Origin of the sequence: Trichococcus collinsii, from assembly GCF_900107505.1 — a bacterium.
Classification (GTDB): Bacteria; Bacillota; Bacilli; order Lactobacillales; family Aerococcaceae; genus Trichococcus; species Trichococcus collinsii.
Map to the genome: position 1 here is coordinate 1 of NZ_FNQH01000014.1, position 23,534 is coordinate 23,534.

Consider the following 23,534-nt stretch of genomic DNA (forward strand, 5'->3'; position numbering starts at 1 on the left):
GTTTGATGTTGTCGATGCTGATTTTCACGTTCGGATGTTTGTGGTGCGCCGGCACGGAGCTGATGTAGAATTTGGCCGGATTGGCTGCATCTTCGGATGTGAAGACGACTTGGCGCGTCTCTTTGCCGATGTAGTAACCGTCTTGTTTTTTCATCTCTTCTTTTATACCATCGATCTCGATATGGCCCGGTCCGCCGATGTTGATGACGCCCATCTCACGGCGCTCCAGGAAGTAATCGACGCCCAATTCTTTGTCCAGGACGATCTCCAATGCTTTATCTGTTGGAGTGACGCCGCCGAAGATCATGCGGTCATTGTGTGTGTACGTCAGGCTGATTGCGCCCGGTACAAAAACTTTCTCGACCAGAAATTCCTTGCGCAGCTGTTCTGTCGAGTAATGACGGATATCCTCCGGACTATGTGTATAACGTGTTTCCATGTTTTGCATGTGATGATCCCCTTTGTTTTGTATTTCGTGTTGTTTGTTTGATAGAAGCTTGCGCTTCACTCTGAACCTTTTTTACTTCCCTTTAATCTCGGCAAACTTATCCGCGTATTGCCTTGCCACTTCGGTCACTTTATCGAAGTCACCGGTTGAGGCTGGTGCCAACAAGTTGCCGCCGACACCGACCGCGATGACGCCGGCATCGAACCATTCCTGCATGTTCGCAAGGCTGACGCCGCCTGTCGGCATCAAGTTCAGGTGCGGCATCGGCGCTTTGAAGCTCGACACGATGCTCGGACCGTAGGCACTGCCCGGGAACAGTTTAACGATGTCGGAGCCGCTCTTCAGCGCTTCTTTCATTTCCGTGATCGTCATGCAGCCCGGCAAATACGGAATTTGGTACAAATTGCATAACTCAGCCGTCTCTTTGTCGAAATTCGGGCTGACGATGAACTCGGCGCCTGCCAAGATCGCCAGGCGGGCAGTGATGGCATCCAATACCGTCCCCGCTCCGACCACGACTTCCGGTTGATACTTATAGACTGTAGCTAGTTCGCGGATGATTTCATCCGCGTTCGGGACTGTGAATGTCAGTTCGATGCCCTTCAACCCGCCGGCGACGATCGCGTGGCTCGACTTCAATGCTTCTTCTTTCGTGGCGCCGCGGACGACTGCCACGACCCCCGTTTTTTCTAAACGATTCAAAATAGATACGCGTTTCATCCGTCTCCCACTTTCCTTATAATGATAAATTCCTGCCTAAAAATGATGTCCAGCGTCCCAAGCCTGCCTCTCGGAAATTAGATAAATCTGACCCATTGCGCTCTAAGATGCTCATTTGCATGGGAGTCTTAGGGGTTCATCCCTTAGACTCCCAGTACAAGGTGACCGTAGGGAACGTTGCGAGGCCAGATTTCCTAAATTTCTTTCGAGGCAGAGCGGGCTTGGAACGCATTTCTTTTATTTTACAATTCAAAAACCTGCACTAGTTCTTTCGATACCGGTGAGTCATCCGGATTGGTCTCCATGATGTCGGCCATGTAGTGCCACCATTTCTGATTGATGTCAGTCGCGGCTGTCTCCTTCCAGAGTTCTTCATCTTCGATCTCGAGATAACCGAACAATTCGCTCGTCTCCGGATTTAGGAAGATCGAATACTGGTGTGCGCCGCACTCCTTCAGCATCTCGCGCATCTCCGGCCACAATTCGTCATGGCGCTTACGGTATTCCTCGTGCTTATCGGGATAGATTTTCATTGCGAAAGCTTTTTTGATCATGTTCATCCTCCTTTCGGCACCCCAACCTAGCAACCTAGGCTTCAAAATGCTCATAGTGGATTTTCTGGTTCTCTTTGTTCTTTGCCAAAAATTCTTTCGGCGTCATGCTGAATTCCTTCTTGAACGCCTTCAGGAAATGCGGGTATGATGCGAAGCCGCATTGATTGTAGACGAGGTTCGAACTCTGGTAGGTCTTCAGCAACTGCTTCGCGTAAAGAAGCTTCTTCTTCATCACGAACTGATGGAACGTGAAGCCCGTATGCTTCTTGAACTCACGTGTGATGTAGTATTTGCTTACAAAGAAGTTCTTTTCCATCTCCTCCAGCGTCAACGGATTGCTCAAGTTCGCGGAAATGTAGTCGATCATCTGCTCGATCCGCTCGTTCTGCACAATCACTTTCGGCTCTTCTTCGTTCTCCTCCGACTGCACCAGCTGGTTCAAAAACAACAGATACTCGATCAAGTTCTGCTCATACTTGATGTCCGAACCGTAGATCGATGCATCCGGCTGATGGTCGATGAAGGAAAGCTTTTGCCGCAACAAATCGGCATCGATCTTCAGGACCTTGCTGCGGCGTTCGCCGCCACCGCTGAAACACTCCTCCAGATTCGTCCATTTCGTGGAACTGCTCTGCAGAAATTCCGGCGTCAAAAAGATGTAGACGCGTTCGCAGTAGTCCGTATTCTGTTTGACGATGCGGTGCAGATCATTGTAATGGATGAGGAGAATCGTCCCCGCTTCGATATCGAACTGTTTGCCATCCAAATAGAACGTAGCTTCCCCTTCCAACGTCGCATGCACCTCATAATAGTCATGGTAGTGGTAGAGCGTCTTCTCTTGGCTGATGACATCCTTCACGTGATAGACCTCGTACTGATCCGAAGCCATCGTATTCACGTTTGAGGACTTTTTTAGTTGCTTATCTGTACTCATGGATATTCCCCTCACCTATTCTTGCGTGTTTCTTCTATATTATAAATGAAATTATGGTTTGGCTTCGCTTGCTACCAACAGCTGCAGCGCCTTCCCGATATGGTCATCCTTCGTTTCTTCGAGGACGACGTAGGAAAGTGGCTTGTGCTTGGCAATGATTGCGGCAATCGCCGCATAATCGATCAGGCCTTCCCCGAGGTTGACCGGGATGATTTGGTCGTCTTCGACTTTGAAGTCCTTCAGGTGCACTGCTACTATTTTATCACCGAAGCGCTCGAATGCACTTTCAACCAACGAAACCTGCTCCAAGTAATTCTCACTCGTGATCAGATTCGATGGATCGAAGATGATCCCCAAATAATCCGACTGCACCGCCGCCAGCAACTGCTCCACACGCTCGAGACTGTAGAGCGGATGATTCAAGCCAGGCTCGATGCCCACCAACATGCCGGCTTCCTCGCCAGCTTTGACCAAACGGCGGATGACGCCGACCATATCGGCGAAGGCTTCATCGCTGAAATTGTCTTCTGTATATTGGATCTCCGGCAATACGCAGCCGGTCTCGGAAGCAACCATCGCTGCTCCGAAGTAGCGAGCATGGCGCACATAGCTTTCGAATTTCTGCAGCAGCTGTTCGCGGATCTCGGGATCGGGATGGATCATGTTGATGTAGCAGCTCAAGATGCCGACCTGCACATCCGTTTCTGACAACGCTCCTTTGATCGCTGCCCCCATGCCAGGATTCAGATTAGCTGCGCCGGAAGGCATGTCCGGAAAGGACATGCCTAGCGCCAGCTGCAGATTGTGAATACCTTGCTTTTTCGTTTGCTCGGCCAGTTCCTTCACCGATGTGACACCGGATAGGTCATGACCGCGGATTGTAATATTAAGCATATTTTGTTACCCCGCCAAATTCGGTAACCACATCACCAATCCAGGGAAGTACGTGATGAGGAACAGCACGGCCAGGATCGCCAAGTAAAACGGCACGAGCGGCTTGAGCATCTGCTCGGCTTTGACGCCCCCGACACTGGCCCCGACGTACAACCCGGTTCCGACTGGCGGTGTGATCGAGCCGACACACAAGTTCATGATGGAGAACAAACCAAAGTGGACAGGATCGACGCCAACGCTGGTGATGACCGGCAAGAAGATCGGCGTGAAGATCAGGATAGCAGGACCTACGTCCATGAACATACCTACGATCAATAATACGACGTTGACCAACAACAAGATCAGGAATTTATTCGTAGTCAAGCCCAGGATTGCTGCGCTGATTGCTTGTGGGATGCCGGTGAAGGCCATCGCGAATGACATCATGGAAGATGTCGCCAACAAGAACGTGATCGTACCTGTCGTCAAAACAGCTTCCTTCAGCATAGGATAAATGTCTTTGACGGTAACTGTTTTATAGAAGAACATTGCGATCAACAACGAGTAGGCAACTGCGATTGCGGAAGCTTCGATTGCCGTGAAGATACCGGTCAGAATCCCGCCGATGATGATTACGATCAGCATGACGCTGGGGATCGCCTCTTTGATGATTTTGAAAGCTGAACCCATTTCGGAAGCTTTCATCGTTGGGTATTTATGTTTCTTGGCATGGACGTAAGCAACCAGCATAATTGCCAAACTCCAGAGCGCCCCTACCAGATACCCTCCTAAGAATAGTGAGGAGATGGATGCGCCACCTGCGACCAACGAGAACATGATGAATGCCGTACTCGGCGGGATAACCATCCCGGTAGGAGCGGACGCGATGTTCACCGCTGTAGCGAATTTGCGGTCATAGCCTGATTTTATCTGTTGCGGAATCAATACCCCGCCGATAGCGGTAGAAGCAGCGATCGCGGAACTGGACATGGAACCGAACAAGGCGTTCCCCAAAACGTTCGTATGGGCCAAACCTCCAGGGATGCGCCCCACGAACAGCATCGCGAAGTTGACTAGCTTCTCGGCAATCCCACCATTATTCATGATGATCCCCGAGAGCACGAAAAACGGAATGGCGACGAGCGAGAAGCTGTTCAGACTGGAAACCATCTTCTGCGCGGAAGTGAAAACAGCAATTTCAAACGGGACAACCAACAGCAATGTGGCGATCGAGGAGACCGCGATACTGATCGCAATCGGCATCCCCACTATCAGCAATACTACAAAAACAAAGAATAATATCAAACCTGCCTGTAAAGCCATCTTAAATTTCCCCGCTTTCATCAACATTTTCGATCGCGACTTTTCCTTGGATCAGGTTCAACAGACTATAGACGAACATGATGAATCCGGAGACCGGAACGGACAGATAGACATAGCCCATCGACAAAGACAACGAAGGAGAAATTTGGCCTGTCGTCACGGATACAGCTTTCCAACCGCCGTAGACCATTATCAGAGCCGCAAAAACCAAAAACAATGATTGGATGACGACTTCCAGCAAGCGTTTGTTCGGGCCGCTCAAGTTATCGCTCAACAACGTCACTGCCAAGTGGCTGCGTTTGCCGACGACGTAAGCCATCGCCAACATCGACAACCAAACCAGGCTGAAGCGGACAAATTCTTCCGTCACTGTGTTCGGATTGTTCAAAACCGTTCTGGTGAAGATTTGGTATAGCGTCGTCAGGATCATAACGACGAACACCGCCGAACACAGGATCTCCAACGTCTTATCTAAAAACGTTCTTATTTTTTCCATTGTACTCTCCCCTTACTCTGCATCAGCGTGCGCGCGAATCATGTTGTACAATTCGCTGTAGGTCGCGTTATTTTTGAATTGTTCATGCAACGGTTCTACGGCAGCTTGGAATGGTGCGATGTCCACTTCGTTGAACACGATGCCATATTCTGCCACTGCAGTCTCTTTTTCTTTCTCGACAGCTGCCTTGAACACGCTCTTCTCGTAAACCGTAGACTCTTCAGCCGCTTCCAGAACCGCTTCGTACTGGTCGTCGCTCAAACGTTCTTTCACGGCATCGTTCATGATCACGACATCGGGAACACGCGTATGGGCGTCATAGGAGTAATACTTCGCAACTCCACCGTGGCCGGCTGTGTACAATACGAATTCGTTATTTTCCGCTCCATCGATCAGGTTGGACTGGAGCGAAGTGTAGACTTCACTGCTTCCCATCGGAACAGCTGAACCGCCGAGCAATTCGACCATCTTGATTGCTGTCTCGCTCTGCATGACCCGGATTTTCTTGCCTTTCAGGTCTTCAGGCGTATTGATCGGACCGTCCGTCATGTAGAAGCTGCGCTGGCCGGAGTCATAATATGTCAAACCGACAAAGCCAAGTTCTGCAGTCGAGTTGTAGATGCCGTCCATAATTTCAGGATCTTCCATGACCGAGTAGAAATGCTCCTCGCTGTCGAAGATGTAAGGCACCCCGAAAATCGAGTAATCTTTCGAGAAGCTTTCCAATGCGGAACCGCTGACTTTTGTGAAGTCAATTCCGCCAGTTTGTGTCAATTCAATCAGTTCGGTTTCGCTGCCGAGCTGGCCATCCGGGAAATACTCAACAACCACTTCCCCATCGGTCTTCTCTTCGATCAGACGACCGAATTCCTTCATCGAGTCAATAACCGGTTGGCTATTGCTGGCGTAGGCATAGCGTAGGACGATGGCTTCGTCGGCCGACGCATCGGAGTTTCCGCAGCCGGCGAGAACGCCGGTGCCCAGTACGGACATCAAAACAACTGATAATAAATGTTTCTTCTTCATGATCTTTCTCCCTTGTTTGTATGATCAGCAGTATGAAACGAGAAGTTCCGTCAAGCACAATACTGTCAATGATTGTCCGTACGGCATCGCCGTTTTATCGATGTTTTTGTAGAATTCCAGGCAATCGCCCATGCCGGTTCCTACCGACACATTCTGCACTTCGCCTTTTTCGTCGATCTGTTCTAACAGACCGCGGATCGCTTTGTAGGCGACTTCTTTATACTCTTGTGGAAGATAACGTTTATGAACCGCTTTCAGCAAGCCGTAAGCAAATCCGGCTGTCGCGGATGATTCAACATACGATGTCGGGTCATCCAGTAAAGTGTGCCATAAACCGCATTCATTTTGATATTGCGTAATCGCTTTTGCCTGTGCTTCGAGTGTTTGGATAAGGAATGCACGAAAGCCATCGCCTTCACGCAAGTCCATGATTTCGATGATTTCCGGAATTGCAATCGTCAACCAGCAGTTACCGCGGGCCCAGAATGCTCCGGCGTAGTTGTGGTTGCCTTCGAAAGTCCAGCCGTGGTACCAAAGGCCTGTCTTCTTGTCCATCAGGAATTTGATGTGCAGCAGGAACTGGTAACGCGCCTCTTCCAAGTATTCGGGACGGTCCAACAAGACGCCGATTTTCGCAAGCGGCAATACTGTCATCATCAAGGTGTCATCCCACAATTGGTTCGTGTTCGATGGTCCGTAGGTTTCGTGTTGCAGCCCATTTTCATCCGTCCGCGGCATATCCTTCATGACCCATTCGGCCCATTGTTCCAGGTAAGGCAAGTAGCGTGAGTCTTTTGTGTCTTCGTACAGGTACGCCATCGTCAACAGCGGCGCCATCGTATTCACGTTCTTCGGTGGAGCTCCCTCGGTCATGCGTGCTTCGAACCATTCTTCAACAACCGCCAACGAGCGCGGATTTTTTGTGTTGCGATAATTTTTATAGATGCCGTACAATCCGACACCTTGCGGCCAGTTCCAGACCGTCCAGCTCTTGTCGTCGACTTTCAGTCCGTCGAAGTCCAACAGGAAGTCTCCGTTGTCATCTTTTATTGTCGTCAAATTCTCGATCAGCAAGTCGATTTTCGACTCAACCAATTCCTTTGTCACAAATAATTGTTCTGTAATCACCATTTCTTTACCACCTTCTCGATATATGAATCGCTTTCATTTGATGAGTTAATAATAACAAGCATTCAATTCGAAGAATATGGCGGTTGTTGAACAAAAACTGTCTAAAGTTGCACACCCATTGTATGCGGATTCAGATTAGGATGCAACCAATAATTCAATTAAAAGCCGTCCTGATTCGTTTTCAGTGAGGTTTCACACTCAGCTGCGCGGAGAGTTGATCAATATCAGGTAGTCGGATGTAGTACAACTTTCGTTCCCTGTCCTCCGGCTAAGCAGCCCTCCCCGGAGGACAGACCACATTTTTCGGTCCTTCTCCGGTTGAGTGGTCTTGGCCGGAGTTGAGTGGTCTTGGCCGGAGTTGAGGTTTTTCGCCACAGGTTACCTCCGGTCAGCACGGCTTCGCCGGAGGAGAGGACTCTTCGTCTGCGAGTTCATTCTATCCCCAAACCAAAAAAGCAAAAACGCCGAAAATGACTCTCGGCGTCTTTGCTTATTCGTTTATTTGGATTTGCAGGCCGCGGGGACCGACATTTGTTGAAAAGACAATATGCGTTTTGGTATCTCCGAAGCGTTGCAAGTCCGTTATGAATTCATCAAGCTCGATTGTATTTGTAAAGTAAACCTTCAATAACATCGAGAAATCACCCGTAATGCAGTCGCATTCCACGACATTGGGGATTTCTTCGATGTAGCGGTAAAAATCTTGTTTATCCTTTGCATGGACCGCACAATTCACGTATGCCTTAATCAAAAAACCCAACTTCTGATGGTTAACGACAGCTTGATACGTGTGAATGTATCCCATACCTTCCAAATTCTGTAAACGAACGGATACGGAAGGAGACGAAATGAAACACTCTTCAGCTATTTGTTTGACAGTAATCCGGCTATTTTTTTGCATAATATTCAAAATTTTCCGATCTAATACATCCATAATGGCCCCTCCACCCTAACAATTCTCATCATTTTCTTAATTTTAGTAAGAAATGATAAGAGTTGCAAGGTTGGGCTCACAGGATGTGTCATGCTTTATGACATTTGCTTCTTCTTGCCATCAAACAGAAGGTAAGCAAACAGAGCTGCTAATCCAAATCCTCCACAAAAGAGATACATGACTTGAAACCCATAAAGACTGGCAATGACGCCCCAAAGCATTGCACCACCACCGTACGCTACGTCAAGAGCAGCCGAGAAAATCGCTATCGCGCGTCCGCGTTCTTGATCGGAAATACTTTGCAAAACAATTGTATTCATGACCGGGAGCAAACTGGCAAAACCAATCCCATATAGGACCGCCGCTAAAAGAAGATGAACAAGATCATCGGCATAAGCAAGCATGCCAAACGCGGCACTGATACTCAATATGCTCCCGCAAATCAAAAACGTTTGATTGACGCGCTTCAACATTTGAGGGAAGAGAAAACGAATCAGAACCGTGACGACCGTCATCACAGTAAAATAGTAGCCAGCTCCGCTTATTTTCTTTTCGATCGCAAACTGCGCGATAAAGGCGATGACACCCGAATTCGCAAAACAAATCAGAAACATGATCAGGCTTGGAAAAATAACGCCCCGATTCTTCATGACGGACAACGCTTCCGTCGCTCCGCCCTTCGTCTTTGGCTTTTCTCCGAAAAAAAGCGTTCTTGGCGATTCTGTACTTAAAAAAAAGCTTAAAGCAAAAGCGACACTTGTCAGCAAAAGTGCTACTCGAAACAACGCCTCAAATCCGTATGCTTCCACCACCGCCAACCCCAGTAAAGGTCCGATTGCGCCAGGGACCGCCTGGGCGATGCTGAAATACCCCAAGCCGACGGATAACTGTTCCTTTGGAATCAAATCCGCCGCCATGGTCGCAGCGCTTGTCGCTTGGATGCTATTGCCGATGCCTTGGATCAAACGTAAACAAAACAGCATCAAGAGCGTCTGCAGCACATTCAACAGGGCGAAATCGAGAAAAAGAATTCCTAATCCGATAGTGAGCAACAGCCTGCGACCGTATCGGTCCAATAATATTCCGATCGGCAAGCGGAAAAACAAAGCCGAGATGCCTAAAATCCCTACGATACTTCCGGCAACCGCTTTAGACCCACCCAGGGCAGTCACATAGAGGGGCAACGTTCCCATTTGGGTCGTGATTGCCGTCATTGCCAAAAACGTGATGCTGTTCACCAAAAGGAAATCTTTGGTCCAAAGCTTGCTATTTACTTCCGTATATTCCACATTTCATCCCTCTCAGACTGCTGTTTTGAAACGAACTTGCATTAAAAATTGTTTTGTCCGCTCTTGTTTAGGATCATCAAATACTTCTGAGGGTGTTCCTGATTCAACGACTACACCATCCGCCATAAATACAACTTTATCCGCCACTTCTTGTGCAAACTGCATCTCATGGGTGACGATGATCATCGTTTGACCCGTGTCAGCCAATTGCCTCATCACATTCAACACATCCCCGACAAGTTCCGGATCGAGGGCGGATGTGGGTTCATCGAATAACAGAAGTTCTGGAGACAGCGCCATCGCGCGGGCAATGCCTACCCGCTGCTGTTGCCCCCCGGATAGTTGGATCGGATACATCCCTGCTTTGTCCGCCATGCCCACTTTTTCAAGGACGGAAGTGGCAATCGTTTCAGCCAGCTTTTTAGGGACTTTCCGGGGTGTAACCAATCCTTCCATCACATTTTGCAGAACCGTCATGTGGCTGAACAGTTCATAAGATTGAAAAACCATCGCCGTTTTTCTGGCAATTTCCCGGCTCTGATGCGAACCGATACGACTGAGGTCATAGCGAAGGTCGCCGAGTTCATACATGCCTGCATCCGGCCGTTCCAAGAGATTCAAGCAACGCAAGAAGGTGGTTTTTCCAGAGCCGCTCGGACCGATAATGCAGACAACTTCGCCTTTATTGATGGTCAAACCAACGTTTTTCAATATCTCGTTCTTACCGAAACTTTTTTTCAGTCCACTTATTTGCGCCTGGATCATCGTCATCTCCTCCTTCTTTTTGGTTTTCAAAGCGAAATCGTGTTGCGCGAAATTCCTGCTGTTATGATATCCCTCGCATTGGTCAACGAGGTCTCAACAATTTCTTGCACGGCCAATTCTGTATGGTAAGCAATATGGGGTGTGATCATCACATTCGGGATATCCATTAAACGGGAATAGTATGGGTTCTTTTCCCAACCGACGGAAAAATATTTTTCTTCATCTTCCAACGCATCCAAGGCTGCACCAGCCAGTTTTCCGGTTGCCAAAGCTTCAATCAGCGCTTCGGTATCGACAATTTTTCCGCGCGCCGTATTCACCAGACAACTTCCTTGCTTCATCTTCTCAAAAGTTTCCTCTGAAAATAGATAAGTGGACTGCTCAGATAAGGGGATGTGTATGGAAAGAACATCCGATTCTTTCAACAGTTCATCAAAAGAAACATAGCTGACTTTCCCCTTCAGGTGCGGATTTTCATTTGAACTTGTGGCAATCACGCGACCGCCCAAAGCATGGATCCCTTCCGCGACCACAGAACCGATCCGTCCTGTCCCTAAGATTCCGACAGTCACATCCTGCAGTTCCCGGCCGATCGCTGCTTTACGGGATGATTTTGCTTGCAGGACAGAAGGGATATTCCGCAGGACCATCAAAATCGACATGATCGCAAAATGACCGACTGAAGTGGGACTGTAGGAAGGAACGTTCGTCACGGTCAATCCATATTTTTCCGCCCATTCGAAGTTGATCCCATCCACCCCGGTCGATTTGACCGACAATTGGTGGATCCCTTGTTCCCGCAATTTACGGTAAAGCAACTCGCTTTGGCGCATTTCCGGACTCGGATACAGGCAGACCCCATCATGGGGGCCGGCGAAATGGACATTTTCACTGGATATGCCTTCGTTGATGATGGTCACGGGTATCTTGTTACTGAAACTCCACCGCTTGATGAATTTTTCTTCGTCAGCACTGACCCCATAATAAATCAATCTCATAAATATCCTCCTTAAATCACTTGTTTGGATGATGCAGGTGTCGCTTGTTTCAAAGCTTCACCGATTACTTTTACCCCGTCCACGATTTCTGAAAGTGTGGGTTTGGTGAAGTTCAAGCGGAAATAACGTTCATACCCTTCTTGCGCCACACTCATCACATTCCCAGGGATAACGGCGACCTTGGCTTCGTCCAATGCCGTATAGAATGTTTCCGGATCCAATTCATCTGCCATTTTGCAGCAGATAAAATAGCCGCCAGTCGGTTTGATGAACTGAATTTTGTCTTCAGGCAGCGCTTCAAGACCCGCAATCATCGTTTCAAATTTCCCCTTATAATACAGCTTCAACTCCGAGACATGTTCTTCAAATTGGTGATTCTGCATGAATTCCGCTAGCATCACTTGCCAATAAAAATTGGTGTGGGAATCAGATACTTGCTTGGCTAAAGCCAGTTTTTCCATAATTTCATCCGGCGCCATAATGAAGCCTAAGCGTGCGCTGGGTGCCAAAATTTTGGAAAACGAACCCGCGTACATGACGCGCCCATCCGTATCCATCTCCTTCAGCTTCATGATCGGTTCACCGTAGTACAAGAGATCGCCGTAAGGGTCATCTTCGAAAATCAGCACATCATATTTCTGGGCCAAGCTGTAAATCGCTTGGCGTTTTTCCAGAGGAATCGATGTCCCCAACGGATTTTGGAACGTGGGAATGAGATAGATGAACTTGATGCGTTGATCAAAACGCAACAGTTCTTCCAGTGCTTCCAAATCGACGGATTCTTCTGCGACGTTCATCGGGATCGGTACGGGAATGGCTCCGTAGCCTTTGATCGCATTCACCGCCCCTGAAAAGGTTTGTTCTTCACAGAGAACGACGTCTCCCTCATCACACAAGACTTTCACAGCGATATCCATCGCTTGGGTGGAACCCGATGTAATCAGCACCTGTTCCTCATTCTGAAGATTGGCAGTTGCAGCCAGCCTTTCTTTGACCAACTTACGCAACAAGGGATAGCCTTCGGACGCACCATATTGCAAAAACGTTTCCGGATCGACTTCTGTGTATAATTTTTGCGAAATTTTTTTCAGGGTCTCCATTGGAAAAGCTTCAACCGGCGGAAAGCCGTAAGCAAATGAGATCACATCTTTAAGTTCCATGTTTTTACTTGCATTTTCCCGTAAAGGAGATGTTTTCAATTCCTTCATACGATTTGCGAAACGGTATGCCATCATATTTCCTCCCCTATCTAGCCATTTGAGTTGTGAAACGGGCCAAAAAGGCTTTGGTCCGCTCTTCTTTTGTTTGTTCAAACACTTCTTTAGGTGACCCTTGTTCAACTACCAGTCCGTTTTCCATAAAGACTATTTTGTCCGACACTTCATATGCGAATTTCATCTCATGCGTCACCAACACCATCGTAGCGCCAGTTTCAGCGATGTCCCGCAAGAGCGTGAGCGTCTGTCCGACTAACTCCGGATCCAACGCTGAAGTCGGTTCATCGAACAAAATCACTTTCGGATTCAACGCCAAGGCACGCGCAATCCCGATCCGTTGCTGCTGGCCACCGGATAATTGGCTCGGATAAAAATCTTTGCGTTCGGTCAGGCCCACTTGTTCCAACAAGGCATCCGCTACTTCATAGGCTTCTTGCTTTGTCTTTTTTTTCGTCAACAACAGCGGCATCACAATATTTTCGCGCGCTGTCTTGTTATGGAACAACGCATAATTTTGAAAGACCATCGCAGTTTGGCGCTGATGCGCCAAAATCTCTTTTGGATTAGCTTTGTTTACGATTGTTTCGGTCTCTCCCAGGAGAATGCTGCCTTCATCTGCACGTTCCAGAAAATTCAGGCAACGGAGAAAGGTTGTTTTGCCGGAACCGCTTGGCCCCAGAAGGGTGACAACTTCGCCTTTTGCGACATCCATATCGATGCCTTTGAGGACTTCCTGCTTGCCGAAGCGTTTGTGGATATTGCGTACTTCCATCATAAAATCGCCCTCCTCAATTTACGGGTCATGCGTTCTTCAAGGAGTTGCGCACCTTTTTCGATCACCAGGCTGATTCCCCAGTAGATGACCGCAACCGACACATAGGCTTCCAGGAACCGGTAGTTTTGCTGGGCTGTGATCTTCGCGGCTGCAAAGACATCGACGACACTGACCATAGAGGCCAAGGAAGAGGCCTTAACAAGGCCGATCAACAGATTGCTGAACATCGGTAAAGAAATAGGGATTGCTTGTGGCAACAGAACCCGGCGAATCGTTTGAAGATTGGTCATACCCATCGATTTGGCAGCATCGAATTGGCCTTTTTTGATAGCCGCAAATGCACCGCGGAAAATCTCGCTGCTGTTGATCGTGGCCAATAGACTCAGTGCGGAAATGGCGATCCATACCATGTTGAAATCCCTGAACCGCAGGGACCAGTTCATGGATTCCGACCAAACATCAAACTGTTTGGAAGCGATCAAATACAGAGCAAGAATGATCAATACCATCGGAATGCCTTTCAACAAAGTGACTACCACTTGGAAAAACTGGCTCAGTCCTTTGATGCGATAAAGCCGAATCAATGCGATCCCTAGTCCTAAAATAACGCCGATGACTATCGCTGTGATGGCCATGAATAATGTTGTGCCAATGTATTGGCTTGCTACTTTCAATGATTGGATCATCACCTCAAATTTGAAACTCATGGCCCTCATCCTTTCTTATTCTGGAACGTAATCACCATCAAGGTATTCTTCAGAAAGTTCTTTAATGGTTCCATCCGCTTTTAATTCTTCTAATGCTGTATTCACGGCATCAATGAAGGCTTGGTCGGCTTCTTTATTGAATAGCAAGTAAGCATCCGAATTATGGACTGGTTCGCTACCGATTGCTAAGTTTTCATTAAAGGAACGGTTCCAGTTGTCCACTTGATATTTTGGCGCTAAAGATGCATCCACTGCTCCGGACGTAATCGCTTGAACGATCTGTTCGTTATTGTATTCGCCATAAACCAATTCAAAAGCCCCAGGATTTTCTTCTAAATATGTTTCAGCCATTGCTGCCTGGTTCGTTGCGGTTGTGGCGTATACTTTTTTACCGGCAAGATCGTCAAAGGACTCGTAAACTGCTCCTGCATCCGGATCAGAGACAATGTATGTATCCCAGACCACGTAACCGACATCCCCGTATACAAATTTTTCTTGTCGCTCTGCGTTTACTTCAAGTTCGAAAGCCGCCATCTGAACCTTATCGCTCTCTAAATTTGACAAGGTTGTCGGGAAGTCCGCTCCTTCAAAAGTAAACGTGTAATCCGTCAGTTTTTCATCAATGGCTTTCACTACAGCAACATCATAGCCATCATATTCGCCATTTTCGTCCAAATAAGCATAAGGTAAAGCTTCATTCCCTGTACCTACTTTAATCTCTGTCGCCCCGCTGTCTGCTGCACTCTCGGTTTCAGCAGAGCCGCTGCCGCACCCAGCCAAGATAACCCCTGCCATCAATAAACTTGCTCCGAATCCCACTGTTGATTTTTTCATAATAATTCCTCCTTCAAATTTTTCTCGATTTTTTGAACTTTTTTCATTTGAACCTCTTTATTATTAATAAGGAATAATCTCGGCAGTTGGAACGACGGTTTTTTTGCTTCTGTGAAATTCATCCGTTTCTCCAACACGTCAAAGACTCTTTCAAGAATAACGCTCAACGTAATGAACAGAATTGCCGCGCCTACATAGCCTTCCAACGTGTGATAGGTCACGGCACCAATGGCCCGCGCTTTTCCTACTACATCCACGATCCCGATCGTAAATGCCAATGATGTATCCTGCAGCAACGCGACGGTAGTTGTACCGAATGATGGCAATGCCACGAGCACAACTTGCGGAAGAATGACACGCAGGTACATTTGCGACTTCGTCAGTCCACAAGCGATGCTTGCTTCTTTCTGTGTGATCGGTACACTCAAGATTGCGGCGCGAATAGTTTCTGATTGAAACGCTGCGGTATTCAATCCATAGGTAATGTAGATGAAAATAATTTTGTCCCATGATGACACATCAATTTGGATCGCCTGTAAGAGGCTGGGCACACCGTAATAAACGATGTATAGCTGGACAAGAATCGGCGTCCCGCGAATGAAGGAAACAAATACTGCGGCTATCTGATTCAATATTGGTATTTTTTCCACCCGTATGAACGCAATAAAACTTCCTAACACCAAGCCTACAAGAGTCGCAATGCCTACAATCAACAAGGTCACGGGCAACGCACTGAGAATTTTTGGAAAAAACTCCCATACTAGATCCCAACTAAAGAAACTTGACATTTTATTCCCTCCTCTCACATTTCGTTAAATTCATTACCGTCAGAACTTTCTGAACTTCTTGAATTTCCAATAGAATACATCACCATCCCATGCTTCCACAATATGTTGTGCCTTCTTGATACTTTAATTCGTAAATATCGTGCTTTTGATTATGAAAGTAAAAAATGAAGCGTAACCATGGTTATATTATTTTGTGGGGAAAACTCTTTGAGTGCTTACTTTCATTGCAGGGAAAGCCCCGTCTCAAAGAGTCCGATTGGTGTTTTACTTTTTTGGTAAATAAAAAAATAGACGAATACTCGCAAATAATAATCGCAAGGTATCCGGCTATTTATAGTGCACATAAGGGAATGTCACATAGTTGTTGTTGAGATATTTGACTAGAATTAATTAATATTTGCTTGAAATCGGAGTAATTCATATTATCTCTGTTGTCTCAATTATAATATTTTATAACATTTGGAGTGATTTGTTAATATAAAAACGAAAATATTGTAGTTAAAAATTTAAGTATAATTTACTTATGTTATACTTTAAAAAGTAGTCGATAATTTAAAATTGGAGAGATGCTATCATGCTATTAAAAACTGTGGAAATAAAAAAACTTTTTGGAATATTCAACCATAAGATTTCATTATTCGAGGATGGTATATCCATTGTTATTGGTGAAAATGGAGTCGGGAAAACATATATTCTTGACTCTATTAATTCTTTTTTCAATATGAAATATAATTTTTTTAAGGAAATGGAATATGAAGAATTAATATTTTCTTTTCAAGATGAGACTGAATGGAGAGTTAGTAACATCAAAAAAGAAGATGGACAGTATTTACATGTATGGTCAGATAGAGGGAAAGAAGATGAAAAAGAGGTAAGTATTCCATTAGATTTCACACACGGTATGGATGATATAGATGTAAAAAGACATGCACAGCAACTTTCTAGAATAGTTCCTCATGTTGAAAGAATTAGTCCAATAAGGTATTTCGATCATGAAAAAAGAAAGGTATTAAGAGCGGATGAAGTCGTAAATTTTTATTCAGGTTATATTAATCATGATGAAGAATTTCTGAATATAATAGGACCTAACGCGATGTGGTTGTTTGAAAGGCTAAAAAAGAACAGTGTTTATTTAATTCAAACACAGAGAGTGTACAATTTAACTATTGACGAAGAAATGCGTTATGAAGGAAGGTTTGAGGCACGTTATTTTGAAACAATTACAAAGTATGCATTAGATCTCAAGGATCAAATAGTTAATGCAGACTATAAATACAGTCAAGAATCTTCTAAGAGAGATGAGTCATTTCCATACAGATTAATAAATAAGATTAGGAATTACGAACTAGATGATACTGAGGAAGCTATAGAAAAAATAAGTAATAAATTGATAGAGTTAGATGATAGAAGAACAGAAATGAAAAAATTAGGGTTGCTAATTAATGAAGACTCTAAGAGAATTAATAAAACTGATATTGATTTAGCTCAAGATGCCATTGAATTATATATAGAAGATAGTAATGAAAAATTTAATGTATATGCCAGTTTGCAAAAAAAAATAAAACTATTTACTGAAATTATTAACAAGAGATTTAATTATAAAAATATTCGTATCGATAAAGAGAAAGGATTTATCTTTATTCAAAAATTAAATAGCGAAGATTTAGAAAAGGAAATTCCAATCAATAAACTTTCCTCTGGCGAAAAAAATGAATTGATTATGTTTTATGAGCTCCTTTTTAAATCGAATAATGAGAATCTAATCTTGATTGACGAACCCGAGATATCGTTGCATATTTCATGGCAAAATTTATTTATCGAAGATCTTAAAAGTATTCATAATATTACCGGAATAAATGTTCTAATTGCCACCCACTCACCTGACATAATTGGAATAAATTGGGATCTGACAAATGACCTTGGAAGAGGTTCGAAGTAATGAATGAACATATGACTCCAGAAAGAATTGCTAATGCTATATTAATGATGAAAAGTAGTGATAAAATATTTCATTTAATTCTTGAGGGAAAGATTGACTGTAAGGTATATCCGAAATTTTTTGATAAAGAAAAAACTCATATTAGCTGTGCTTTTGGCTATGAAAATATTTTAGCTGCAATGGCCAGATTAGAAGAAGAAGAGATTAAAGAGAATGTGTTAGGAATAATAGACGCAGATTTTCGGAGAGTTTTAAATCAAACGATTGATAATCCTCAAATTCTTTTAACAGATTATCATGATATAGAATCGATGATAATAAATTCTAACGTATTAAACTTATTTACAGACTTGTACATAAAAAAACCTTCTAGTATAAGTAAAATTTCAGGCGGAAAATCTATAAAAGAACATGCATATGAAGTGTCAAAAACAATAGCCTTATTAAGGTTTCTAAATTATGTGGAAGATGATGAATTTGGATTGAGGTTTAAAGAATTAACCTATTCGAAGATGATTAATGTATCTGATTTAAAAATAATTGATTTAATTTTAGATAATTCCAACAGAAAAAATCAAGAGTTTAAAATGTCAGATAAACCTAAGATATTGGAACGTTACGATGAGTACAAAAAAGAAAACTATGATGATTTGCAGTTTGTTAATGGGCATGATTTAATGAACGTAATAAAAGAGTCACTAAATAAAATATTAAGAAAAGACAATTCTACAATGCATTTTAATGAAGTTGTTGATTTGGAGAACACTTTATGCATGGCCTACCTATCTTCTTCTGAGTTTTACAGTACAAATATATTTTCACAAATTAGGATTTATCTGGAAACCAAAGGCTATCTAGAACTGTTAGTCCCATAACAGTATCATTTAATACTTCGTATTTTGTCATTTCAGAATGATGTAATGTCAGCCCGAAATACAAAATAACGCGCCATTTTAATCTCCGACTGAGAATTTTAAGAAAAGAAGTTTGCTGAATTATTAGAAATAGATATTGATTTACTCAATGACATTGAAAATGCGGAAACCTTAGCAACAACACTTATGATTTTTAAAATGGCAAAATTCCTTGGAAAATCTATAAACATTACATTCAAATAAATTAAATTTTAAAAATAAAAAAAGTAGCAGATGATTTTTATCAATCATCTACTACTTTTTTTTGTTAATCTATGAACCAAATTTTCAGTAAAACCGTGAAGCATATGTTGTTGCTTTATATGTTTTCTTCCAGATTTCTATTCTTAATAATCACTAAATTAACTTTGTGGAAGTCTGTAGGGAGCTTGCTTCCTCAGCCAATTATCACCATAATTATTAACCTACACTACCTTCCATTTCATGTAGCGGTTTTCCCGTAGCTTCCTACTTTGAATTGTTATTGTAAATATAGTATTTCTCCCATTTAGCAATAACCTATAGAAGCCTATGCCGATTTATAAAACATCATCAAAATATCATCAAAAAAACTACCGCTGATCAGACGGTAGTGGTAAGTTGCTATTGAAATCCTTTTGCGTTGTCCAGATCCTGCGCGTTACTCTCATTGTTTGTGTCAGGCTGTTCGCATCTCGGATATATATGGCATGCCGGTGTAATAAAAAGATGTTTTTCCTATTCGTCAGAAGAAGAAAGATAGTGAATCGAAACATTTTTTTCGGCACTTACTGCATCGATATATCTGAGTCTATTATACCACATCTGCATAAAAAATAAGCCTAACCTCACTAGGAGATTAGGCTATTTATTATCCTAAAACTTTTGTAATTGTAGCGCCCTTTTCAGCTTCAAAAAGAATCGCTTTGCGGCCGACCGTTGGCAAGTCAACAACCACTTTATCGTTCTCTCGATCTCCTAGGATAGTGTACCATGAGCCTTCACTGCCATCGATTCTGACAACATAGCCAACTTCATATGGGCCATTTTCTGGATAAACTATCCAAGTTTCTCCGTTTGGCAAATATAGAGTTGATGCGATAACAACTTTTTCTTTTTCGATTGCACGTTTATCGATCCATCCAACCTGATATGCATTGACATACTCGCCACTTTCAGACTCCTCATAGACATAGATGCTATTACCTAGGATTGCATCTGTCATGCCCCACTGAGTAAAACCGACCTCTCCCCACGGTTTACTGTCAATAGAGTATCCCCCACTTTTTACAGTTGCGTTATAACTGGCCGGAATTCGTACTGCTGCTTGTACGTTGACAATAGGTGTCGAAGGAGTAACTGTTGAGGATAATCCAAAATAATTTAAAATGCCAACCACAACAGCATGAGCATATTCTTTTTTAAATTGATTGTTCTTCAGGATAGCCGCATCGGATCCATTATCCAAGAATCCGGCTTCAAGCAAGATAGCTGGCATATACGTTTCTCTGAGAACTGCATAATTCGCCGTCTTTTGTCCTCGGTTCTTCAGGCCATAATTATTTGTGACTGCTGTAACGGATGCATGAATACAATCTTGTAATCTCGGAGTATCGGTATCAGTTGAAAGCAAGGCATTATAGATGAAGTCTTCATAGCCTGCACCTCCTCCGGCATTCACATGACAACTGATAAAAATTTCAGCACCCCAATTATTAGCCATTATCGCTCTCTCGGATAAGCCCACGTATATATCAGTGCTTCTAGTACTCATTACTTGATGCCCGAGTGCAATCAATTCATATTCTACCATCGAGCATACTTCTAAATTCCATGCATCTTCTAAAATGCCGTTGCCAGTTGCGCCATTGTCTGTTCCGCCATGACCATCATCAATAAATATTTTTCTACCCATGATCTTTCCTCCGGTTTCTTTGTCCCATGCATCCAGCCCTTTTGCCTTTATGATTGTGATTAGTTTTTCTCCATACGAGGAATCAGTTGCATATGTTCCAGTCAGCGCATTGCAGACTTTTGTATAGTCTGTTTCACCGATGACTTTTGCATATACTTTTTTCCGCGTTTCCGTTGATGTGAAAAATTTGCTATGATCCTGTACTGAATCTTGCCATGTTGCATATTTCCGGAAACCATCCGTAACTTTTAATAACGATTTATCTACTTCCTCATTCGTTTCGTGATAGTAAACTTCTCCGGACCATGGAGGACTTGCTTTAATTCCAAACAGATTATTAGTCGCATTTGCCAATGTGCTATTACCAGATGCAGATTCGAGGATAAATTGAGCAGCAGTTACAGATGGAAGAATGATATGATCACTCTCCCATACTTCGATAACTTTATTTTTGATTTCTTCCAGTGTCGGCATTTTACTCAGCTACTTTCTTCATAGAATCGTTCATGGCTTTAACGCTTGCCTCAATTAAGAGATTCAATTCAGAATCAGTAACTTGTAAGCCGTTGCGATTTAATGCCTTGAGTGCCTCTTTTTTTGCCGTTTCAAGCTTTTCGGCTCCTCCTTCGTTTTTGTAAATCTGCTCAACTGCCTGTACTGCGATATCTACCAAATACTTTTTGTTTGATAGCTTCTCTGATAATCCCTTTTCATTTAAAAATACGACTGCCTGCCGAACCGCTACACCAATAAGCGCAACTAGCAATGTGCTAAGTGCGCTGAATAAAGCATCTTGAACTGCATCCATCAAATTTCCTCCTTTATTTCAAAGCATTTTGCAATATCTGTAAGACCAGAGTAACGATACCACCACCGCCCAAGAAATAACCCCATAGCTTCATGCGGTTTTCTGCGTTGCGTTTTGATTCATTTTCCTTAGTTGTAGTTACGATTGACAGTACACTTTCCAGTTGCGTTGCTTGCCGTTCATTTTGGCGCATGAGTGAGTTATTTTGTTTGATCATCATGTCTGACCGCTCTTGTGCCTTTGCCTCTGATATGTCGATTGCACTTTTCATTTGTTCTAACTTCGTTTCTATCTTTTCTTGCGAGTCCTCAAGCTTCAGGATCCTTCTTTCATGATCATAAATATTCGGTTCTTTTTGGTCCGCCATATTCCACGCTCCTTTATCCAAAATTAAAAGGCTCCTGGTATCAGGAACCTTATTGTAATTTATGTTTATTGCACAAATCGTTTATGCGCGTTGCGTTTTCGTTCTTCGCTTACCATCGTGTATCTGAGAGTAGTTGATGGATTGCTATGTCCTAGTAATTGCTGCAAGTCTCCAAGTTCAATACCATTATTTATGGCATTAGTCGCCATGCTATGGCGGAATACGTGAGGTGTAACCTTCTTACTGGTTTCAACTCTCGAAGCTACTTTATTAATTACATTCCTAATGGCAGTAGTTCCCATTTGTTTATACGGTCTTCTGACCGTTGAAAAGAGGTATTCGCATTCGTCCTCTTCGAACTCTCTTTCTGAGAGATATTTTCTTAGTTCATAAATCGCTTTTCCGTTTAGGTATACGATCCGTTCTTTATTTCCTTTGCCGATAACAGGAAGGCTGCCGGATCTCCAATCAATCTCAGCAGTTTTCATACCGGATAACTCACTGATTCTGCATCCAGTCGAGTAAAAGACTTCAACCAATGCACGCTCACGCTTAGTTTCGCATGCATCACGAATCATTTCTAATTCATCAGGGCTCATAGCCTTTGGTAGTCTCTTTTCTTGTTTAGGTGTTCTTATTTTTGCAGTAGGATCATGCAGAATAAATTCTTCTGCCGTCATCCACTTATAAAAAGCTTTTATTGTTGAAAGCTTTTTAGCTACAGTTCCAGATACCCACTTCGGATTAGATGCCAGGAACTTCCTTACATCCGCAGTCGTGACTTGGATAACTGCTTTATTTACAAAACCTGAAAAAGCCATAAGATCATAACGGTTTCCTTGTAGCGTTTGTTCGCTGTATCCTTCGATTCGAAGAGCGCTGAGGTAAAAGTCTACCTTATCCTTAAAATCGTTTTCTAGGGCTTCCAGTGTCTTCCTGTCAACATTATAGTTGTTAGTGACTTCTTCAAAACGTAATTTTAGTTTTGGAATGTCTGCATTTGGGATGAGTGTCGCGGCGATTGTCTCAAGTTCCATAAGTAATCGTGCTGTATCGTTCGCTACCATCATAATTCCTCCTTACCTATACCATACTAGTATTGTATAGTATTACCTTGTAATATGCAATACTTATATTGTATAATACGGTAAAGGCGGTGATCATAATGAAAAAGCGAGTAACTTTTACTTTGGAAGAAGAGTTAGTTAAAAGGCTAAAAGCAATTTCAGAGCAAACAATGATTCCTCAATCAAAGTTAGTAGAAACAGCCATCAATGAGATATTAAAACAATACGAAAAGTAAAAATGATAAAGAGCCTGCTGAATAATCAGCGGCTCTTTTTTTACTCTACACTGCTGCACATTACTCTACTTTTTTGTAGTGTAAGCGAGAGTAGATTTTCAGAAACTTACGCGTTCAGTTGCTAAAAATGATTTTCAGAAACTAAACAGTATGGTTCAGCCGTTTACAAAATCTTGTATTTGTTCTTTCCACAACAGATATCCCTGCCCGTTCAAGTGCGTACCATCGTTAGTGTAATCGGTGTTCATCTGACCATTAACTTGAAAGTGTGGATACAAATCAATAAACTCGCAATTATCATAATCTGATGATAAATTTTTGAGATATGTATTCAATTCAACGATTGTTTCTGAACTAACTTTACTGCCGTTTAATTCGTTGTTAATCGGTAACATGCTTTGAATATAAATCTTTGTGGCAGGTGATTTTTTCTGAATTTCTTCGATTATATTTTTATAATTATTTTTTGTTGTTTCATTTTCTACCGATTGATCCAA

25 protein-coding genes and 2 pseudogenes are annotated in these 23,534 nt (G+C 43.4%); 4 read left to right on the plus strand and 23 right to left on the minus strand.

The window, feature by feature from the left end; translation table 11 throughout:
* The 18 genes and pseudogenes from BLV66_RS14970 to BLV66_RS15055 all read right to left on the minus strand — a co-directional run.
* Positions 1–448, minus strand: a pseudogene (locus BLV66_RS14970) (5-dehydro-4-deoxy-D-glucuronate isomerase); the annotation flags it as partial.
* A gap of 72 nt (positions 449–520) precedes the next feature.
* The gene (locus tag BLV66_RS14975) at positions 521–1,168 is read right to left on the minus strand and encodes a bifunctional 4-hydroxy-2-oxoglutarate aldolase/2-dehydro-3-deoxy-phosphogluconate aldolase (protein ID WP_086986389.1); all 648 of its coding nucleotides are present in this window, start codon (positions 1,166–1,168) and stop codon (positions 521–523) included.
* 242 nt (positions 1,169–1,410) lie between these two features.
* Positions 1,411–1,722 (minus strand): L-rhamnose mutarotase, encoded by a 312-nt coding sequence (gene rhaM / locus BLV66_RS14980; protein WP_086986388.1) that lies wholly within the window; start codon positions 1,720–1,722, stop codon positions 1,411–1,413.
* A 34-nt stretch (positions 1,723–1,756) separates the two neighbouring features.
* A complete protein-coding gene (locus tag BLV66_RS14985) occupies positions 1,757–2,611 on the minus strand; it encodes an AraC family transcriptional regulator (protein WP_176974310.1) in 855 nt (284 codons plus the stop codon).
* A gap of 96 nt (positions 2,612–2,707) precedes the next feature.
* On the minus strand, positions 2,708–3,550 hold the full coding sequence (locus tag BLV66_RS14990) for a sugar phosphate isomerase/epimerase family protein (protein WP_093114576.1): 843 nt from the start codon (positions 3,548–3,550) through the stop codon (positions 2,708–2,710).
* Positions 3,551–3,556: 6 nt separating this feature from the next.
* Positions 3,557–4,852, minus strand: coding sequence for a TRAP transporter large permease (locus BLV66_RS14995; protein ID WP_086986932.1), 1,296 nt, complete (start codon positions 4,850–4,852; stop codon positions 3,557–3,559).
* A gap of 1 nt (position 4,853) precedes the next feature.
* Complete coding sequence (locus BLV66_RS15000) at positions 4,854–5,348, minus strand: TRAP transporter small permease (RefSeq protein ID WP_086986385.1); 495 nt, start codon at positions 5,346–5,348, stop codon at positions 4,854–4,856.
* Positions 5,349–5,360: 12 nt separating this feature from the next.
* Positions 5,361–6,374, minus strand: a complete 1,014-nt coding sequence (locus BLV66_RS15005; RefSeq protein ID WP_086986384.1) for a TRAP transporter substrate-binding protein — start codon at positions 6,372–6,374, stop codon at positions 5,361–5,363.
* Between the two features lie 24 nt (positions 6,375–6,398).
* Positions 6,399–7,505 carry a beta-galactosidase BglB gene (bglB, locus tag BLV66_RS15010; protein ID WP_086986383.1) on the minus strand — a complete coding sequence of 369 codons (1,107 nt, stop codon included), beginning with the start codon at positions 7,503–7,505 and terminating at the stop codon, positions 6,399–6,401.
* A gap of 490 nt (positions 7,506–7,995) precedes the next feature.
* Positions 7,996–8,439, minus strand: a complete 444-nt coding sequence (locus BLV66_RS15015; RefSeq protein ID WP_086986382.1) for an Lrp/AsnC family transcriptional regulator — start codon at positions 8,437–8,439, stop codon at positions 7,996–7,998.
* 95 nt (positions 8,440–8,534) lie between these two features.
* Complete coding sequence (locus BLV66_RS15020; RefSeq protein WP_086986381.1) at positions 8,535–9,728, minus strand: MFS transporter; 1,194 nt, start codon at positions 9,726–9,728, stop codon at positions 8,535–8,537.
* Between the two features lie 12 nt (positions 9,729–9,740).
* On the minus strand, positions 9,741–10,493 hold the full coding sequence (locus tag BLV66_RS15025; RefSeq protein WP_086986380.1) for an amino acid ABC transporter ATP-binding protein: 753 nt from the start codon (positions 10,491–10,493) through the stop codon (positions 9,741–9,743).
* 26 nt (positions 10,494–10,519) lie between these two features.
* Complete coding sequence (locus tag BLV66_RS15030) at positions 10,520–11,491, minus strand: NAD(P)-dependent oxidoreductase (RefSeq protein ID WP_086986379.1); 972 nt, start codon at positions 11,489–11,491, stop codon at positions 10,520–10,522.
* 11 nt (positions 11,492–11,502) lie between these two features.
* Positions 11,503–12,723 (minus strand): aminotransferase-like domain-containing protein, encoded by a 1,221-nt coding sequence (locus BLV66_RS15035; protein ID WP_086986378.1) that lies wholly within the window; start codon positions 12,721–12,723, stop codon positions 11,503–11,505.
* A gap of 13 nt (positions 12,724–12,736) precedes the next feature.
* Entirely contained in the window at positions 12,737–13,483 is a 747-nt protein-coding gene (locus BLV66_RS15040) for an amino acid ABC transporter ATP-binding protein (RefSeq protein ID WP_086986377.1), read from the minus strand.
* A complete protein-coding gene (locus BLV66_RS15045) occupies positions 13,480–14,190 on the minus strand; it encodes an amino acid ABC transporter permease (protein ID WP_086986376.1) in 711 nt (236 codons plus the stop codon). Before BLV66_RS15045 ends, BLV66_RS15040 begins: the two co-directional genes overlap by 4 nt.
* 15 nt (positions 14,191–14,205) lie before the next feature.
* Positions 14,206–15,024, minus strand: coding sequence for a transporter substrate-binding domain-containing protein (locus BLV66_RS15050; RefSeq protein ID WP_086986375.1), 819 nt, complete (start codon positions 15,022–15,024; stop codon positions 14,206–14,208).
* Positions 15,021–15,812 (minus strand): amino acid ABC transporter permease, encoded by a 792-nt coding sequence (locus BLV66_RS15055; RefSeq protein ID WP_086986374.1) that lies wholly within the window; start codon positions 15,810–15,812, stop codon positions 15,021–15,023. Before BLV66_RS15055 ends, BLV66_RS15050 begins: the two co-directional genes overlap by 4 nt.
* Before the next feature lie 574 nt (positions 15,813–16,386).
* Here BLV66_RS15055 and BLV66_RS15060 point away from each other — a divergent pair.
* The 3 genes and pseudogenes from BLV66_RS15060 to BLV66_RS15950 all read left to right on the plus strand — a co-directional run.
* A complete protein-coding gene (locus BLV66_RS15060; protein ID WP_086986373.1) occupies positions 16,387–17,751 on the plus strand; it encodes an AAA family ATPase in 1,365 nt (454 codons plus the stop codon).
* The gene (locus tag BLV66_RS15065; RefSeq protein WP_086986372.1) at positions 17,751–18,626 is read left to right on the plus strand and encodes a DUF4435 domain-containing protein; all 876 of its coding nucleotides are present in this window, start codon (positions 17,751–17,753) and stop codon (positions 18,624–18,626) included. The genes BLV66_RS15060 and BLV66_RS15065 overlap by 1 nt, the downstream gene beginning before the upstream one ends.
* A gap of 117 nt (positions 18,627–18,743) precedes the next feature.
* Positions 18,744–18,869: pseudogene (locus tag BLV66_RS15950) on the plus strand (hypothetical protein); the annotation flags it as partial.
* Between the two features lie 646 nt (positions 18,870–19,515).
* Here BLV66_RS15950 and BLV66_RS15070 read toward each other — a convergent pair.
* From BLV66_RS15070 to BLV66_RS15085, 4 genes are all read right to left on the minus strand, one after another.
* Positions 19,516–21,033 carry an N-acetylmuramoyl-L-alanine amidase gene (locus BLV66_RS15070; RefSeq protein WP_086986371.1) on the minus strand — a complete coding sequence of 506 codons (1,518 nt, stop codon included), beginning with the start codon at positions 21,031–21,033 and terminating at the stop codon, positions 19,516–19,518.
* A 1-nt stretch (position 21,034) separates the two neighbouring features.
* Positions 21,035–21,367 carry a phage holin gene (locus BLV66_RS15075; protein ID WP_086986370.1) on the minus strand — a complete coding sequence of 111 codons (333 nt, stop codon included), beginning with the start codon at positions 21,365–21,367 and terminating at the stop codon, positions 21,035–21,037.
* Between the two features lie 13 nt (positions 21,368–21,380).
* Positions 21,381–21,734 (minus strand): hypothetical protein, encoded by a 354-nt coding sequence (locus BLV66_RS15080; RefSeq protein WP_086986369.1) that lies wholly within the window; start codon positions 21,732–21,734, stop codon positions 21,381–21,383.
* A 65-nt stretch (positions 21,735–21,799) separates the two neighbouring features.
* On the minus strand, positions 21,800–22,801 hold the full coding sequence (locus BLV66_RS15085; RefSeq protein WP_176974309.1) for a tyrosine-type recombinase/integrase: 1,002 nt from the start codon (positions 22,799–22,801) through the stop codon (positions 21,800–21,802).
* 98 nt (positions 22,802–22,899) lie between these two features.
* Between BLV66_RS15085 and BLV66_RS15090 the strand changes: the two genes are divergently transcribed.
* Positions 22,900–23,037 carry a ribbon-helix-helix domain-containing protein gene (locus BLV66_RS15090; protein WP_086986367.1) on the plus strand — a complete coding sequence of 46 codons (138 nt, stop codon included), beginning with the start codon at positions 22,900–22,902 and terminating at the stop codon, positions 23,035–23,037.
* A 155-nt stretch (positions 23,038–23,192) separates the two neighbouring features.
* Here BLV66_RS15090 and BLV66_RS15095 read toward each other — a convergent pair.
* Positions 23,193–23,534 (minus strand): SGNH/GDSL hydrolase family protein (locus BLV66_RS15095; RefSeq protein ID WP_256327923.1); only part of this gene is annotated, 342 nt, incomplete at its 5' end.

What these genes read in the sequence shown, in the direction of transcription:
- rhaM (WP_086986388.1), bottom strand. Translation starts at nt 1,722, where the DNA reads ATGATCAAAAAAGCTTTCGCAATGAAAATCTATCCCGATAAGCACGAG.
- BLV66_RS15065 (WP_086986372.1), top strand. Translation starts at nt 17,751, where the DNA reads ATGAATGAACATATGACTCCAGAAAGAATTGCTAATGCTATATTAATG.
- BLV66_RS15070 (WP_086986371.1), bottom strand. Translation starts at nt 21,033, where the DNA reads ATGCCGACACTGGAAGAAATCAAAAATAAAGTTATCGAAGTATGGGAG.
- BLV66_RS15005 (WP_086986384.1), bottom strand. Translation starts at nt 6,374, where the DNA reads ATGAAGAAGAAACATTTATTATCAGTTGTTTTGATGTCCGTACTGGGC.
- BLV66_RS14990 (WP_093114576.1), bottom strand. Translation starts at nt 3,550, where the DNA reads ATGCTTAATATTACAATCCGCGGTCATGACCTATCCGGTGTCACATCG.
- BLV66_RS15000 (WP_086986385.1), bottom strand. Translation starts at nt 5,348, where the DNA reads ATGGAAAAAATAAGAACGTTTTTAGATAAGACGTTGGAGATCCTGTGT.
- BLV66_RS14995 (WP_086986932.1), bottom strand. Translation starts at nt 4,852, where the DNA reads ATGGCTTTACAGGCAGGTTTGATATTATTCTTTGTTTTTGTAGTATTG.
- BLV66_RS15040 (WP_086986377.1), bottom strand. Translation starts at nt 13,483, where the DNA reads ATGATGGAAGTACGCAATATCCACAAACGCTTCGGCAAGCAGGAAGTC.
- BLV66_RS15055 (WP_086986374.1), bottom strand. Translation starts at nt 15,812, where the DNA reads ATGTCAAGTTTCTTTAGTTGGGATCTAGTATGGGAGTTTTTTCCAAAA.
- BLV66_RS14975 (WP_086986389.1), bottom strand. Translation starts at nt 1,168, where the DNA reads ATGAAACGCGTATCTATTTTGAATCGTTTAGAAAAAACGGGGGTCGTG.
- BLV66_RS15025 (WP_086986380.1), bottom strand. Translation starts at nt 10,493, where the DNA reads ATGATCCAGGCGCAAATAAGTGGACTGAAAAAAAGTTTCGGTAAGAAC.
- BLV66_RS15050 (WP_086986375.1), bottom strand. Translation starts at nt 15,024, where the DNA reads ATGAAAAAATCAACAGTGGGATTCGGAGCAAGTTTATTGATGGCAGGG.
- BLV66_RS15060 (WP_086986373.1), top strand. Translation starts at nt 16,387, where the DNA reads ATGCTATTAAAAACTGTGGAAATAAAAAAACTTTTTGGAATATTCAAC.
- BLV66_RS14985 (WP_176974310.1), bottom strand. Translation starts at nt 2,611, where the DNA reads ATGGCTTCGGATCAGTACGAGGTCTATCACGTGAAGGATGTCATCAGC.
- BLV66_RS15045 (WP_086986376.1), bottom strand. Translation starts at nt 14,190, where the DNA reads ATGAGTTTCAAATTTGAGGTGATGATCCAATCATTGAAAGTAGCAAGC.
- BLV66_RS15030 (WP_086986379.1), bottom strand. Translation starts at nt 11,491, where the DNA reads ATGAGATTGATTTATTATGGGGTCAGTGCTGACGAAGAAAAATTCATC.
- BLV66_RS15090 (WP_086986367.1), top strand. Translation starts at nt 22,900, where the DNA reads ATGAAAAAGCGAGTAACTTTTACTTTGGAAGAAGAGTTAGTTAAAAGG.
- bglB (WP_086986383.1), bottom strand. Translation starts at nt 7,505, where the DNA reads ATGGTGATTACAGAACAATTATTTGTGACAAAGGAATTGGTTGAGTCG.
- BLV66_RS15075 (WP_086986370.1), bottom strand. Translation starts at nt 21,367, where the DNA reads ATGGATGCAGTTCAAGATGCTTTATTCAGCGCACTTAGCACATTGCTA.
- BLV66_RS15080 (WP_086986369.1), bottom strand. Translation starts at nt 21,734, where the DNA reads ATGGCGGACCAAAAAGAACCGAATATTTATGATCATGAAAGAAGGATC.
- BLV66_RS15035 (WP_086986378.1), bottom strand. Translation starts at nt 12,723, where the DNA reads ATGGCATACCGTTTCGCAAATCGTATGAAGGAATTGAAAACATCTCCT.
- BLV66_RS15015 (WP_086986382.1), bottom strand. Translation starts at nt 8,439, where the DNA reads ATGGATGTATTAGATCGGAAAATTTTGAATATTATGCAAAAAAATAGC.
- BLV66_RS15085 (WP_176974309.1), bottom strand. Translation starts at nt 22,801, where the DNA reads ATGGTAGCGAACGATACAGCACGATTACTTATGGAACTTGAGACAATC.